The organism is Streptococcus chosunensis, assembly GCF_003626515.1.
GTDB lineage: Bacteria > Bacillota > Bacilli > Lactobacillales > Streptococcaceae > Streptococcus > Streptococcus chosunensis.
In genome coordinates, this window is the sequence record NZ_RBCK01000001.1 from 374,801 (window position 1) to 390,159 (window position 15,359).

Genomic DNA, 15,359 nt, shown 5'->3' on the forward strand with positions numbered 1-15,359 from the left:
ATCATTAAAAATATGGTATAATGAAGTGTTAGAAAAACAGGTTTCATTAGCCTGGAAAGGAAATATTATGTCTGAAAAGAATTTTTATATTACAACACCGATTTACTATCCATCTGGTAAACTTCATATCGGTTCTGCCTACACAACTATCGCATGTGATGTCCTAGCACGTTACAAACGCCTGATGGGCTACGATGTCTTTTATTTGACAGGTCTTGACGAGCATGGTCAGAAGATTCAACAAAAAGCAGAAGAAGCTGGCATTACACCACAAGCCTATGTTGACGGGATGGCTGTTGGAGTTAAAGAACTCTGGCAATTACTAGATATCTCATACGATAAATTTATCCGTACGACTGATGACTACCATGAAAAAGTTGTGGCACAGGTCTTTGAACGCTTGCTTACTCAAGATGACATCTATTTGGGTGAATATTCTGGTTGGTATTCAGTATCAGATGAGGAATTCTTTACAGAAAGCCAGCTTGCGGAAGTTTTCCGTGACGAAGCTGGAAATGTAACTGGTGGTATCGCTTCATCAGGTCACGAAGTGGAATGGGTTTCTGAAGAATCATACTTCCTTCGCCTTAGCAAGTACCAAGACCGTCTAGTAGAATTTTTTAAAGCTCATCCTGAATTTATCACTCCAGATGGTCGTCTGAATGAAATGCTTCGCAACTTCATCGAGCCAGGTTTAGAGGATTTGGCGGTTTCTCGTACAACCTTTACATGGGGTGTTCCGGTACCATCTAATCCAAAACACGTTGTCTATGTTTGGATTGATGCCCTTCTTAACTATGCTACAGCACTTGGATACTGTCAAGATGAACATGGTAACTTTGACAAATTCTGGAATGGAACAGTCTTCCACATGGTAGGAAAAGACATTCTTCGTTTCCACTCAATCTACTGGCCAATCCTTCTTATGATGTTAGATATCAAATTGCCAGATCGTTTGATTGCTCACGGTTGGTTCGTCATGAAAGACGGCAAAATGTCTAAATCTAAAGGGAATGTCGTTTACCCTGAAATGTTGGTAGAGCGTTATGGACTAGATCCACTTCGTTACTATCTCATGCGTAGCCTTCCAGTTGGTTCAGACGGAACCTTCACTCCTGAAGACTATGTAGGCCGTATCAACTACGAATTGGCCAATGACCTTGGAAACCTCCTCAACCGTACGGTTTCTATGATTAACAAGTACTTTGATGGACAAATTCCTGCCTATGTAGAAGGTGTAACAGAGTTTGACCATGCTCTTGCTGACGTTGCAGAACAATCAATCGCTGACTACCACACCTACATGGAAGCAGTTGACTACCCACGTGCACTTGAAGCAGTCTGGACCCTGATCTCACGTACCAATAAATACATCGACGAAACAGCTCCATGGGTGTTGGCTAAGGATGAAGCTCTCCGCGATCAATTGGCAAGTGTTATGAGCCACTTGGCAGCTAGCCTTCGTGTCGTCGCTCACTTGATTGAGCCATTTATGATGGAAACCAGTCGCGCGGTCTTGACTCAACTTGGCTTGGAAGAAGTAGCAAGCCTTGAGAACTTGAGCTTGGCTGACTTCCCAGCATATGTGACTGTAGTTGCCAAAGGAACACCAATCTTCCCACGCCTGGATATGGAAGAAGAAATCGCCTATATCAAGGAACAAATGGAAGGAAACAAACCAGCAGTCGAAAAAGAATGGAATCCAGATGAAGTTGAACTAAAACTAAACAAGAATGAAATCAAGTTTGAAGACTTTGACAAGGTTGAAATCCGTGTCGCAGAAGTCAAAGAAGTTTCAAAAGTTGAAGGCTCTGACAAGTTGCTTCAATTCCGATTGGATGCTGGTGATGGAGAAGATCGTCAAATTCTTTCAGGAATTGCAAAATACTATCCAAACGAACAAGAATTGGTCGGCAAGAAAGTTCAAATCGTTGCCAATCTTAAACCTCGTAAGATGATGAAGAAATATGTCAGTCAAGGTATGATCCTATCAGCTGAACATGATGGAAAATTAACCCTTCTCACAGTTGATCCAGCTGTACCAAATGGAAGTGTGATTGGGTAAAAATAAAACACTAAAGTCAGTTGGAAGACAAAGTCCTTAGACTACAAGTTTCTAAGGACTTTTCTATGTGTAGAGTTGTATATTAGTATAATAGATGTAAGAATGGTTGAGAAATGTTGCCTAAGTCTCACAAAGAAAATCAAGACTACAAATATAATCAAGTTGGTTTTTACGCGCTAGTTGAACTCATTTCGTAAGACTATTTTCTTGGTCGCAGGTACTTATTCCTCGGATAAAAGGTGTTCTAGTTTATCCCCTGTTACATATGTTGGTTAAAATTCCTCCCATCTAATGTTTCTGCGGTTTCAGTTTCATGTTTCAAACAATCAAGGACATTGAGGTCAATACCGCCTATCGTTGGTTTAAGGGGGGATTGAAACGATAAAATTCCTCATTTTACAACTTATGGTAAGAATTACAGACATCGTTTTCAAGATAGGGAAATAATAGAGCAAATTTTTAATCAGGTCCTATCTATTGTATAGAAGAATGGTTTGATTGACCCGATAGAGTGATTTCTAATGTAGAAGTATAATAGATTTTTTGGTATAATAAAAGTTATGGAAATCGAAAAAACCAATCGTATGAATGCGCTCTTTGAATTTTATGCGGCGCTTTTGACAGATAAGCAAATGAATTATATCGAGCTCTACTACGCTGATGATTACAGCCTTGCTGAAATTGCTGAGGAGTTTGGTGTCAGTCGTCAGGCTGTCTATGATAATATCAAGCGGACAGAAAAGATTCTGGAAGATTATGAGATGAAATTGCACATGTACTCGGACTACATTGTCCGCAGTCAGATTTTTGACCAGATTTTGGAGCGCTATCCCAAGGATGACTTTCTGAAGGAGCAGATAGAAATTTTAACAAGCATTGATAATAGAGAATAAGAGGAAGAAACATGGCATTTGAAAGTTTAACAGAACGTTTGCAGAACGTCTTTAAAAATCTACGTAAAAAAGGAAAAATCTCTGAATCTGATGTCCAAGAGGCAACCAAAGAAATTCGCTTGGCCTTGCTTGAAGCCGACGTTGCCTTGCCTGTTGTAAAGGACTTTATCAAGAAAGTTCGTGAGCGTGCAGTCGGGCATGAGGTCATTGATACCCTTAATCCTGCGCAACAAATTATTAAAATCGTTGATGAGGAACTGACAGACGTTTTAGGTTCTGATACAGCTGAGATTATCAAGTCACCTAAGATTCCTACCATTATCATGATGGTTGGTTTGCAGGGGGCTGGTAAAACAACCTTTGCAGGTAAATTGGCCAACAAACTCAAGAAGGAAGAAAATGCTCGTCCTTTGATGATCGCGGCGGATATCTATCGTCCTGCGGCTATTGATCAGCTGAAGACCTTGGGACAACAGATTGATGTTCCTGTCTTCGCTCTTGGAACAGAAGTACCAGCTGTTGAGATTGTTCGTCAAGGTTTGGAGCAAGCTCAAGCTAATCATAACGACTATGTCTTGATTGATACGGCAGGTCGTTTGCAGATTGATGAGCTTTTGATGAATGAACTTCGTGACGTAAAAGCATTGGCTCAACCAAACGAAATTCTCCTCGTGGTTGATGCCATGATTGGTCAAGAAGCGGCTAATGTAGCGCGTGAGTTCAATGCTCAGTTGGAAGTGACTGGGGTTATCCTTACTAAGATTGATGGGGATACTCGTGGTGGTGCGGCTCTATCTGTTCGTCACATTACTGGAAAACCAATCAAGTTCACTGGTACAGGTGAAAAGATTACTGACATTGAGACCTTCCACCCAGACCGTATGTCTAGCCGTATCCTTGGTATGGGGGATATGCTCACTCTGATTGAGAAAGCTTCTCAGGAATACGATGAGCAAAAAGCCCTTGAAATGGCTGAGAAAATGCGTGAAAACACCTTTGATTTCAATGATTTCATCGATCAATTGGATCAGGTGCAAAACATGGGCCCAATGGAAGACTTGCTCAAGATGATTCCAGGTATGGCCAATAATCCAGCCCTTCAAAATATGAAGGTGGATGAGCGTCAGATCGCGCGTAAACGTGCTATTGTGTCTTCCATGACACCTGAAGAACGTGAAAATCCTGATTTGCTAAATCCAAGCCGTCGCCGTCGTATCGCTGCAGGTTCAGGAAATACTTTTATCGAAGTCAATAAATTCATCAAAGACTTTAACCAAGCTAAACAGCTTATGCAGGGTGTCATGTCTGGTGATATGAACAAGATGATGAAGCAGATGGGAATCAATCCAAACAACCTTCCTAAAAACATGCCAAATATGGGAGGAATGGATATGTCTGCCCTTGAAGGAATGATGGGACAAGGCGGTATGCCTGACCTGTCAGCTCTTGGAGGAGCAGGAATGCCAGATATGAGCCAGATGTTTGGTGGCGGACTCAAAGGTAAAATCGGTGAATTTGCTATGAAACAGTCCATGAAACGCATGGCTAACAAAATGAAGAAAGCGAAGAAGAAACGCAAGTAAGACCGAAGGGCTTTCCTTTCATACAAAAAGAACTCTGAATCCGATTCAGAGTTCTTTTTGTATGTGATTATGTGACTATTAGTCCGTCTCGCTCTGTGCGGTGCGAGACAAAAAAATCACCCGCTATGCGGGTGCGCGTCGAAGATTATACCCAAAAACTCCGAACGCGATACAATAAAGGTGTTCAAGCCAATTGTAAAGCGAAAGGAGAAAAATATGGCACAAAAGGCTCATAGTTTATCGCACACAAAGTGGCACTGTTCTATCACATTGTGTTCACTCCTAAGTATAGACGAATAGTAATCTATAATCAATATCGAAGTAGTTTAGGCGAAATATTTCATCGCTTGTGTAGTTATAAAGGAGTTGAAATTATCGAGGGTCACTTAATACCAGACCATGTACATATGTTAGTAAGTATTCCACCAAATTAAAGAAATTATCTAGTGGATGATTTCTTCATGAGTATAAAAATTTGAGAACGAGTAAAGCATGATATAGCACTAGATAAATTGAATGTAAAGGAATATGAGGCTCCCTTTAGGGATAGTAGTAAGTAATACTAAAGCCTCTTTAAGAGGCAAGTGACGAGTCAATAGCAATAAGCCTTGAACAAAGTGAAAGCCAGCGTCTTTAAGCGCTGGCTGGTCATGATTGGTCTATTCCCACTCAACAGTTGCAGGTGGTTTACTTGTAATATCGTAGACGATACGGTTAACATGGTCTACTTCGTTTACGATACGTACAGAAATCTTTTGAAGGACATCCCAAGGAATCTTTGCAAAGTCAGCTGTCATACCATCGATAGAAGTGATAGCACGAATGGCGATTGTGTAATCATAAGTACGACCATCACCCATAACACCAACTGAACGAACACCTGTATTAACTGTGAAGTATTGCCAGATATCACGGTCAAGGCCAGCTTTGGCAATTTCCTCACGCAGGATAGCGTCTGACTCACGAACGGTTTCTAGTTTCTCTTCAGTGATTTCACCCATGACACGGATAGCAAGTCCTGGTCCTGGGAATGGTTGGCGCCATACGATATGGTCTGGCATACCAAGTTCTGTACCTAGGGCACGAACTTCGTCCTTATAAAGAGTGTTGAGTGGTTCGATCAATTCAAACTGCATGTCTTCTGGAAGACCACCCACGTTGTGGTGTGACTTGATAGTTTGAGCTGTATCCGTACCAGACTCGATAACGTCTGTGTATAAGGTACCTTGAGCAAGGAATTTCACATCTTTGAGCTTGCTTGCTTCGTCATCAAATACATAGACAAACTCATTACCGATGATTTTACGTTTTTGTTCAGGGTCAGAAACGCCAGCAAGTTTATCAAGGAAACGTTTAGCAGCGTCTGCTTTGACGATATTCAAACCAAACTTACCACCAAGCATGTCCATAACTCGGTCCGCTTCTCCTTTACGAAGAAGACCGTGATCCACGAAGATACAGATCAATTGATCGCCAATCGCTTTTTGGAGAAGAACTCCAACGACAGATGAGTCAACCCCACCTGAAAGGCCAAGAAGGACACGTTTATCACCGACGGTTTCACGGATTTTTTGGATCTGCATATCAATGAAGTTATCCATTGACCAGTCGCCTTTAGCCTTACAGATGTTAAGAGCAAAGTTACGAAGGATATCATTTCCGTGTACAGAATGGCGAACTTCTGGGTGGAATTGGATACCGTAAATATGTTTATCAGGGTTTTCAATGGCTGCATAAGGGCAGTCAGCTGATGTTCCAGTACGAACAAAGTCAGCAGGAATCTCAGTAACCGCATCACCATGGCTCATCAATACAGTCTGTTCATCAGGTGTTGATTCAAAAAGAGCTGATGGTGTGTGAGTAAGAGTTGATTGACCGTATTCACGATTTCCAGCATCACCTGCAGGGACAACTTTTCCTCCAAGTTTATGGGTCAATAACTGCATACCATAACAGATTCCCAAAATAGGAATTCCGAGTTCGAAGATTTCTGGGTCAATATCAAATGAACCATCTTCGTATACAGAGTTTGGACCACCTGATAGGATAATTCCTACAGGATTGATTTCACGAACTTCAGCAGCTGAAATTTTATGGCTCTTTAGTTCTGAAAAAACGCCAATTTCACGGATACGGCGTGAAATCAGCTGGTTGTATTGGCTACCATAGTCCAATACGATGATTTTTTCTACATCTTGCAAATCAGTTGAAATGTTGCTCATCTTTTTCCTTTCTCAAAAGAAATATCTTTTTTCAATATTCTATCACAAATAAGGGCGAATTACCAACTAAACAAGGCGAAGTTTGACTTTTTCTAGTTTATTGGGGTACAATAGAGAAAAGATAGAAATGAAGTGAAAAATATGCTACCTGCTTATATGAAAATCCATGATCAGATTAAAAAGGATATTGACGATCACCGTTGGGCTATTGGGGAGAGGCTTCCTAGTGAACGAGATTTAGCAGAGCAGTTTGAGGTCAGTCGCATGACCCTCCGCCAAGCTGTATCTCTATTAGTTGAAGAAGGTGTCTTAGAGCGCCGCGTAGGAAGTGGCACCTTTGTTTCTAGTACTCGGGTACAAGAAAAGATGCGAGGGACAACCAGTTTTACTGAAATTGTTAAGTCTCAAGGTAAAGTACCCTCTAGCCAGCTCATTTCCTACAGAAAAACCATTCCCAATGAGCAGGAAGTTGCCAAGCTAGGAATTTCTCCAACGGAGAATATTATCCGAATGGAACGGGTCCGCTATGCCGACCAAGTTCCTCTAGTTTATGAAGTTGCTTCTATTCCTGAAAAATTCATTAAGGACTTTAAAAAAGAAGAAATCACTAGTCATTTCTTCCAGACCTTGCAAAAACATGGCTACCGTATTGGCAAATCACAGCAGACTATCTATGCTCGCCTTGCTAAGGAAAAAATTGCCCACTATTTGGAAGTTGAAAAAGGGCATGCTATTCTTGGGCTAACTCAGGTTTCCTACCTAGAAGACGGTACTGCATTTGAATACGTAAAAAGTCAGTATGTAGGCGAACGCTTTGAATTTTATCTTGAGAATAACTAGTCTAGAAAGGCTAGTTTTTTGATTTCCTAAAAGATTAGAATTGTCAAAACAATCTGTCTAGGCTTGATTTTATCACTTATTTACTATAAAATGAGAAGGAAAAACGTCAAACTTTTATATTGCAAATAGGAGAAAACATGACAAAAACATTAAAACGTCCTGAGGTTTTATCACCTGCAGGAACTTTAGAGAAGCTAAAAGTAGCTGTTCAGTATGGTGCAGATGCTGTCTTTATCGGTGGGCAAGCCTATGGTCTTCGTAGCCGTGCAGGAAACTTTACCTTTGAACAAATGGAAGAAGGTGTCCAGTTTGCGGCCAAGTATGGTGCTAAGGTTTATGTAGCTGCCAACATGGTTATGCACGAAGGAAATGAGGAGGGAGCAGGTGAGTGGTTCCGTAAACTACGTGATATCGGAATCGCGGCAGTTATCGTGTCTGACCCAGCCTTGATTATGATTGCAGCGACAGAAGCACCAGGTCTTGAAATCCACCTCTCTACCCAAGCAAGTGCCACTAACTATGAAACACTTGAGTTCTGGAAAGAACTAGGTTTAACTCGTGTCGTTTTGGCGCGTGAGGTTTCAATGGAAGAATTAGCAGAAATTCGTAAGCGTACAGATGTGGAAATTGAAGCCTTTGTACATGGGGCTATGTGTATTTCTTACTCTGGTCGTTGTACACTTTCAAACCACATGAGTATGCGTGATGCCAACCGTGGTGGTTGTTCTCAGTCTTGCCGTTGGAAATATGACCTTTACGATATGCCATTTGGGAAAGAACGTAAGAGCTTGAAAGGGGAAATTCCAGAAGAATTTTCTATGTCAGCTGTTGACATGTCCATGATTGACCACATTCCAGATATGATTGAAAATGGTGTGGACAGTCTAAAAATCGAAGGACGTATGAAGTCTATTCACTATGTTTCAACAGTAACCAACTGCTACAAGGCGGCTGTTGATGCTTATCTAGAAAGTCCAGAAAAATTTGAAGCTATCAAACAAGATTTGGTGGACGAGATGTGGAAGGTTGCCCAACGTGAATTAGCAACAGGTTTCTACTACGGTACACCATCTGAAAATGAGCAGTTGTTTGGTGCTCGTCGTAAAATTCCTGAGTATAAGTTTGTCGCTGAAGTGGTTTCTTATGATGAAGCGACACAAACAGCGACCATTCGCCAACGGAACGTCATTAACGAAGGGGACCAAGTTGAGTTTTATGGCCCAGGTTTCCGTCACTTTGAAACTTATATCGAAGATTTGCATGATGCTAAGGGCAATAAAATCGACCGTGCTCCAAATCCAATGGAACTCTTGACAATCAAAGTCCCACAACCCGTTCAAGCAGGAGATATGGTTCGAGCTCTCAAAGAAGGTCTCATCAATCTTTATAAAGAAGATGGAACCAGCGTCACAGTGCGTGCTTAATAAGCATACAGGAGACGAAAGCTTTCTAGTTGCTTTCTCTGTAATCCTACTTACTAAAGAGCATTAGGTTAAAGAAAATATATTAATTTCCATCCGAGATTTCATCTCGGATTTTTCATTTTTTTTCAGAAAGACCTAGATAATAGACGGATTTATTACAAGTTTTTTCCAAAGTTTTCTATATAATAAGCTAAAAAATAATAAGCTAAAAAATAGTAAAATTGTAAATAATTTCCGTTAAGCGCTTTCAATGTTGGTAAAAAGTTGACAAATCCAATTTTTAGGACTAAACTAAGTAAGTAAATTTTAATTAAAAGGAGAATTCGTCATGAATTTAACATTTTTCGGTCTATGTCTTGCCTGTATGGGTGTATCTCTTGGTGAAGGTATGTTGATGAACGGTTTGTTGAAATCAGTTGCTCGCCAACCAGATATCATCTCAGAACTACGTAGTTTGATGATCCTAGGGGTTGCCTTTATTGAAGGTACTTTCTTCGTTACTCTTGTCTTTTCATTTATCATCAAATAAAAGAAGTATAAATTGAAAAAGGGAGGATTTTAGATGGAAGAAAGTATTAATCCAACCATCAATATTGGTCCTGTTACCTTTAATTTAACCATAGTAGTTTTGACTTTGTTGACTGTAGCACTTATTTTTGGCTTTATTTATTGGGCAACTCGAAATATGACTTTGAGACCCACAGGAAAACAAAATGTATTAGAGTATTTATTTGATTTTGTTGTTGGATTTACAAAATCAAACCTTGGTCCAATGATAAAGGATTATTCTCTCTTTTATTTCTGTTTATTCCTATTTATGGCCATTGCAAATAATATTGGCTTAATGGCTAGAATTCAGACTACAGATGGTGTAAATCTTTGGACCTCACCAACAGCAAATTTGTCATTTGACTTGGTCTTGTCTTTTACAATTATCTTAATGACACACGTAGAAGGAATTCGTCGTCGTGGAATCAAAAAGTATTTAAAAGCATTTGTAACACCAGGTTTTATGACACCAATGAATCTCTTGGAAGAAGTTACCAATCTCCTTTCACTTGCATTGCGGGTATTTGGTAATATCTTTGCAGGGGAAGTGATGGCAAGTATGTTAGTCCTACTTTCTCATCAGGCCTTCTATTGGTATCCTATTGCTTTTGGAACAAATCTAATCTGGACTGCATTTTCTGTTTTTATTTCTTGTGTACAAGCATATGTATTTACATTGTTATCTTCAATGTACCTAGGAAATAAAATTAATGATGAAGAATAGAAAGGAGTAGTTTATGAATGTAACAGTAGGTGAATTACTTGGTGATTTTATACTAATCGCTGGTTCCTTTATTCTCTTGCTAGTCTTGGTTAAGAAATATGCTTGGTCAAATTTGACTAGTATTTTCGAACAAAGAGCAGAAAAAATTGCAGCAGATATTGACGGAGCTGAACAAGCACGTCAAAAAGCAGAAGTATTGGCTCAAAAACGCGAAGATGAATTGGCTGGTAGCCGTAAAGAAGCTAAGACAATCATTGAGAATGCGAAAGAAACAGCTGAGAAAAGCAAAGCTAGTATTTTAGCAGATGCTAAGCTAGAAGCAGGACGCTTGAAAGAAAAAGCGAACCAAGAAATTGCTCAAAATAAAGCTGAAGCTTTACAAAGCGTTAAGGGTGAGGTAGCAGATTTGACAATCAGCCTGGCTGGTAAAATCATCTCACAAAACCTTGACGGTCATGCCCATAAAGAACTCATTGATCAGTATATCGATCAGTTAGGAGAAGCTTAATGGACAAGAAAACAGTAAAGGTAATTGAAAAATACAGCATGCCTTTTGTCCAATTGGTTTTAGAAAAAGGAGAAGAAGACCGTATCTTTTCAGACTTAGCTCAAATCAAGCAAGTTGCTGAAGAAACAGGTTTACCTTCTTTTTTAAAAAAAGTGGCAGTAGACGAGTCTGATAAGGAAAAAACAATTGCTTTCTTCCAAGACTCTGTGTCACCTTTATTGCAAAACTTTATCCAGGTTCTTATCTACAATCACAGAGCAAATCTTTTTTATGATATTCTTGTAGATTGCTTGAACCGACTTGAAAAAGAAACAAATCGATTTGAAGTGACGATTACGTCAGCTCATCCTTTAACTGATGAACAGAAGAGTCGCTTGCTCCCTTTGATTGAGAAAAAAATGTCTCTTAAAGTAAGGAGTGTAAAAGAACAAATCGATGAAAGTCTTATTGGTGGTTTTGTCATTTTTGCCAATCACAAGACAATTGATGTGAGTATTAAACAACAACTTAAAGTTGTTAAAGAAAATTTGAAATAGAAAGTGGTGTTCTTTTGGCAATTAACGCACAAGAAATCAGCGCTTTAATTAAGCAACAAATTGAAAATTTCAAACCCAATTTTGATGTGACTGAAACAGGTGTTGTAACCTATATCGGGGACGGTATCGCGCGTGCTCACGGACTTGAAAATGCCATGAGTGGAGAGTTGTTGATTTTTGAAAACGGCTCTTATGGTATGGCTCAAAACTTGGAGTCAACAGATGTTGGTATTATCATCCTAGGTGACTTTACAGATATCCGTGAAGGCGATACAATCCGCCGTACAGGGAAAATCATGGAAGTCCCAGTAGGTGAAAGTCTGATTGGACGTGTTGTGGATCCGCTTGGTCGTCCAGTTGATGGTCTTGGAGAAATCCACACTGATAAAACTCGTCCAGTAGAAGCGCCAGCTCCTGGTGTTATGCAACGTAAGTCTGTATCAGAACCATTGCAAACTGGTTTGAAAGCTATCGACGCCCTTGTACCGATTGGTCGTGGTCAACGTGAGTTGATTATCGGTGACCGTCAGACAGGGAAAACAACCATTGCAATTGATACAATCTTGAACCAAAAAGGTCAAGATATGATCTGTATCTATGTTGCGATTGGACAAAAAGAATCAACAGTTCGTACGCAAGTAGAAACACTACGTCAGTACGGTGCCTTGGACTACACAATCGTTGTGACTGCCTCTGCTTCACAACCATCTCCATTGCTTTTCCTAGCTCCTTATGCTGGGGTTGCCATGGCGGAAGAATTTATGTACCAAGGGAAACATGTTTTGATCGTTTATGATGATTTATCAAAACAAGCGGTAGCTTATCGTGAACTCTCTCTCTTGCTTCGTCGTCCTCCAGGTCGTGAAGCTTTCCCAGGGGATGTTTTCTACCTTCACAGCCGTTTGCTTGAGCGCTCAGCTAAAGTTTCTGATGAACTTGGTGGTGGATCTATTACAGCCCTACCGTTTATCGAGACACAAGCAGGAGATATCTCTGCCTATATCGCAACCAACGTGATTTCAATCACTGATGGACAAATCTTCCTTGGTGATGGTCTCTTCAATGCGGGTATTCGTCCAGCCATCGATGCGGGTTCATCTGTATCTCGTGTAGGTGGTTCTGCACAAATCAAAGCCATGAAGAAGGTTGCTGGTACACTTCGTATCGACCTTGCTTCATACCGTGAGTTGGAAGCCTTCACTAAGTTTGGTTCTGACTTGGATGCGGCAACACAGGCTAAGTTGAACCGTGGACGTCGTACAGTTGAAGTCTTGAAACAACCTGTTCACAAACCATTACCTGTTGAGAAACAAGTAACCATTCTCTATGCTTTGACACATGGTTTCTTGGATACTGTTCCAGTAGATGAAATTGTACGTTTCGAGGAAGAGTTCCATGCCTTCTTTGACGCTCAACATCCAGAGATTTTGGAAACCATTCGTGATACAAAAGACTTGCCAGAAGAAGCAGTCTTGGATGCTGCGATTACAGAGTTTCTCAATCAAACCAGCTTCCAATAAGAATAGAGGTGTCAGATGGCAGTATCTCTAAATGATATTAAAACAAAAATCGCCTCAACAAAAAATACGAGTCAAATCACTAATGCCATGCAGATGGTATCAGCTGCTAAGCTAGGTCGTTCTGAAGAAGCTGCTCGCAACTTCCAAGTTTATGCTCAGAAAGTTCGTAAACTTTTGACGGATATTCTTCATGGGAATGGAGCTGGCAGTTCAACCAATCCGATGTTGATTAGCCGTCCAGTTAAGAAGACAGGATATATCGTCATTACTTCAGACCGAGGTTTGGTTGGAGGTTATAATTCCTCTATTCTGAAAGCCGTTATGGAGTTGAAAGAAGAATACCATCCAGATGGTAAAGGCTTTGAAATGATCTGTATTGGTGGAATGGGAGCTGATTTCTTTAAAGCTCGTGGTATTCAACCACTTTATGAATTACGTGGCTTGGCAGATCAACCTAGCTTTGATGAAGTCCGTAAGATTATTTCAAAAACTGTTGAAATGTATCAAAATGAACTTTTTGATGAACTTTATGTCTGCTATAACCATCATGTCAATACGCTAACTAGTCAAATGCGTGTGGAGCAAATGCTTCCGATTGTTGACTTGGATCCAAATGAAGCGGATGACAGTTACAGCTTGACTTTTGAATTGGAAACCAGCCGAGAAGAAATTTTGGAGCAGTTGTTGCCTCAGTTTGCTGAAAGTATGATTTACGGTGCCATTATCGATGCCAAGACAGCTGAAAATGCTGCAGGTATGACAGCTATGCAAACAGCGACAGATAATGCTAAGAAAGTCATCAATGATTTGACAATTCAGTATAACCGTGCCAGACAGGCGGCGATTACACAAGAAATTACAGAAATCGTAGCAGGAGCTAGTGCCTTAGAATAGACTCTAGTCCAGCTCGTATGAAAATGAACTTATACTCAATGAAAATCAAAGAGCAAACTAGGAAGCTAGCCGCAGGCTGTACTTGAGTACGGTAAGGCGACGCTGACGTGGTTTGAATTTGATTTTCGAAGAGTATTAGGACCTAGTTGAACTAGGAACCGACAGTATCTTATATAGAATAGGAGAAGGAGATGAGTTCAGGTAAAATTGCTCAGGTTATCGGTCCCGTTGTAGACGTCTTGTTTGCAGCAGGGGAAAAACTTCCTGAGATTAACAATGCACTTGTCGTCTACAAAAATGACGAAAGAAAAACAAAAATCGTCCTTGAAGTAGCCTTGGAGTTGGGAGATGGTATGGTCCGTACTATCGCCATGGAATCAACAGATGGTTTGACTCGTGGAATGGAAGTATTGGACACAGGTCGTCCAATCTCTGTACCAGTAGGTAAAGAAACTTTGGGACGTGTCTTCAATGTTTTGGGAGATACCATTGATTTGGAAGCTCCTTTTACAGAAGATGCAGAGCGTCAGCCAATTCATAAAAAAGCTCCAACTTTTGATGAGTTGTCTACCTCTTCTGAAATCCTTGAAACAGGGATTAAGGTTATCGACCTTCTTGCCCCTTACCTTAAAGGTGGTAAGGTTGGACTTTTCGGTGGTGCCGGAGTTGGTAAAACCGTCTTAATCCAAGAATTGATTCACAACATTGCCCAAGAACACGGTGGTATTTCAGTATTTACCGGTGTTGGGGAACGTACTCGTGAGGGGAACGACCTTTACTGGGAAATGAAAGAATCAGGCGTTATCGAGAAAACAGCCATGGTATTTGGTCAGATGAATGAGCCACCAGGAGCACGTATGCGTGTTGCTCTTACTGGTTTGACAATTGCTGAATATTTCCGTGATGTGGAAGGACAAGACGTGCTTCTCTTTATCGATAATATCTTCCGTTTCACTCAGGCTGGTTCAGAAGTATCTGCCCTTTTGGGTCGTATGCCATCAGCCGTTGGTTACCAACCAACACTTGCTACGGAAATGGGTCAATTGCAAGAGCGTATCACATCAACCAAGAAGGGTTCTGTAACCTCTATCCAGGCTATCTATGTGCCAGCGGATGACTATACTGACCCAGCGCCAGCAACAGCCTTCGCTCACTTGGACTCAACAACTAACTTGGAACGTAAGTTGGTACAATTGGGTATCTACCCAGCCGTTGACCCACTTGCTTCAAGCTCACGTGCCTTGGCACCTGAAATCGTTGGAGAAGAGCACTATGCAGTTGCTGCTGAAGTAAAACGTGTTCTTCAACGTTACCATGAATTGCAAGATATTATTGCTATCCTTGGTATGGATGAGCTTTCTGATGAAGAAAAGACCTTGGTTGCTCGTGCTCGTCGTATCCAGTTCTTCTTGTCACAAAACTTCAACGTTGCTGAACAATTTACTGGTCAACCAGGTTCTTATGTTCCAGTTGCTGAAACTGTTCGTGGCTTTAAGGAAATCCTTGATGGTAAACACGACCACTTGCCAGAAGATGCCTTCCGTGGTGTAGGTTCTATCGAAGATGTGATTGCAAAAGCTGAAAAAATGGGATTTTAAGAG

Annotated in this window: 13 protein-coding genes and 3 pseudogenes; 15 read left to right on the top strand and 1 reads right to left on the bottom strand. The window is 40.7% G+C overall.

The window, feature by feature from the left end; genetic code table 11:
• Positions 1-67 precede the first annotated feature (67 nt).
• The 6 genes and pseudogenes from metG to D7D54_RS09635 all read left to right on the top strand — a co-directional run.
• A complete protein-coding gene (metG, locus tag D7D54_RS01840; RefSeq protein WP_120718692.1) occupies positions 68-2,065 on the top strand; it encodes a methionine--tRNA ligase in 1,998 nt (665 codons plus the stop codon).
• A gap of 113 nt (positions 2,066-2,178) precedes the next feature.
• Positions 2,179-2,547, top strand: a pseudogene (locus D7D54_RS09465) (transposase); the annotation flags it as partial.
• A gap of 78 nt (positions 2,548-2,625) precedes the next feature.
• The gene (locus D7D54_RS01845) at positions 2,626-2,958 is read left to right on the top strand and encodes a putative DNA-binding protein (RefSeq protein WP_004260758.1); all 333 of its coding nucleotides are present in this window, start codon (positions 2,626-2,628) and stop codon (positions 2,956-2,958) included.
• A gap of 11 nt (positions 2,959-2,969) precedes the next feature.
• On the top strand, positions 2,970-4,541 hold the full coding sequence (gene ffh / locus D7D54_RS01850; RefSeq protein WP_120718693.1) for a signal recognition particle protein: 1,572 nt from the start codon (positions 2,970-2,972) through the stop codon (positions 4,539-4,541).
• A gap of 216 nt (positions 4,542-4,757) precedes the next feature.
• Positions 4,758-4,969 (top strand): annotated as a pseudogene (gene tnpA, locus D7D54_RS09470) (IS200/IS605 family transposase); the annotation flags it as partial.
• 51 nt (positions 4,970-5,020) lie between these two features.
• A pseudogene (locus tag D7D54_RS09635) lies at positions 5,021-5,101 on the top strand (IS200/IS605 family transposase); the annotation flags it as partial.
• Between the two features lie 99 nt (positions 5,102-5,200).
• Here the strand turns inward: D7D54_RS09635 and guaA are convergent.
• Positions 5,201-6,763: a glutamine-hydrolyzing GMP synthase gene (gene guaA, locus D7D54_RS01865; RefSeq protein ID WP_120718694.1), complete on the bottom strand. Its 1,563-nt coding sequence runs from the start codon at positions 6,761-6,763 to the stop codon at positions 5,201-5,203.
• Between the two features lie 141 nt (positions 6,764-6,904).
• Between guaA and D7D54_RS01870 the strand changes: the two genes are divergently transcribed.
• The 9 genes from D7D54_RS01870 to atpD all read left to right on the top strand — a co-directional run bounded on the left by D7D54_RS01870 (position 6,905) and on the right by atpD (position 15,356).
• Positions 6,905-7,603 (top strand): GntR family transcriptional regulator, encoded by a 699-nt coding sequence (locus D7D54_RS01870; RefSeq protein ID WP_020901475.1) that lies wholly within the window; start codon positions 6,905-6,907, stop codon positions 7,601-7,603.
• 137 nt (positions 7,604-7,740) lie between these two features.
• On the top strand, positions 7,741-9,027 hold the full coding sequence (locus D7D54_RS01875; protein ID WP_020901474.1) for a peptidase U32 family protein: 1,287 nt from the start codon (positions 7,741-7,743) through the stop codon (positions 9,025-9,027).
• 328 nt (positions 9,028-9,355) lie between these two features.
• Positions 9,356-9,556, top strand: coding sequence for a F0F1 ATP synthase subunit C (locus D7D54_RS01880; protein WP_001054560.1), 201 nt, complete (start codon positions 9,356-9,358; stop codon positions 9,554-9,556).
• A gap of 33 nt (positions 9,557-9,589) precedes the next feature.
• Complete coding sequence (gene atpB / locus D7D54_RS01885) at positions 9,590-10,300, top strand: F0F1 ATP synthase subunit A (protein WP_000392870.1); 711 nt, start codon at positions 9,590-9,592, stop codon at positions 10,298-10,300.
• A 13-nt stretch (positions 10,301-10,313) separates the two neighbouring features.
• Positions 10,314-10,808 carry a F0F1 ATP synthase subunit B gene (gene atpF, locus D7D54_RS01890; RefSeq protein ID WP_001103468.1) on the top strand — a complete coding sequence of 165 codons (495 nt, stop codon included), beginning with the start codon at positions 10,314-10,316 and terminating at the stop codon, positions 10,806-10,808.
• Positions 10,808-11,344 carry a F0F1 ATP synthase subunit delta gene (locus D7D54_RS01895; RefSeq protein ID WP_004256581.1) on the top strand — a complete coding sequence of 179 codons (537 nt, stop codon included), beginning with the start codon at positions 10,808-10,810 and terminating at the stop codon, positions 11,342-11,344. The genes atpF and D7D54_RS01895 overlap by 1 nt, the downstream gene beginning before the upstream one ends.
• A gap of 14 nt (positions 11,345-11,358) precedes the next feature.
• Positions 11,359-12,864, top strand: coding sequence for a F0F1 ATP synthase subunit alpha (gene atpA / locus D7D54_RS01900; protein ID WP_042900828.1), 1,506 nt, complete (start codon positions 11,359-11,361; stop codon positions 12,862-12,864).
• Positions 12,865-12,879: 15 nt separating this feature from the next.
• Positions 12,880-13,758, top strand: coding sequence for a F0F1 ATP synthase subunit gamma (locus D7D54_RS01905; RefSeq protein WP_000301224.1), 879 nt, complete (start codon positions 12,880-12,882; stop codon positions 13,756-13,758).
• Positions 13,759-13,949: 191 nt separating this feature from the next.
• Complete coding sequence (gene atpD / locus D7D54_RS01915) at positions 13,950-15,356, top strand: F0F1 ATP synthase subunit beta (protein ID WP_000094357.1); 1,407 nt, start codon at positions 13,950-13,952, stop codon at positions 15,354-15,356.
• Positions 15,357-15,359: the final 3 nt, after the last annotated feature.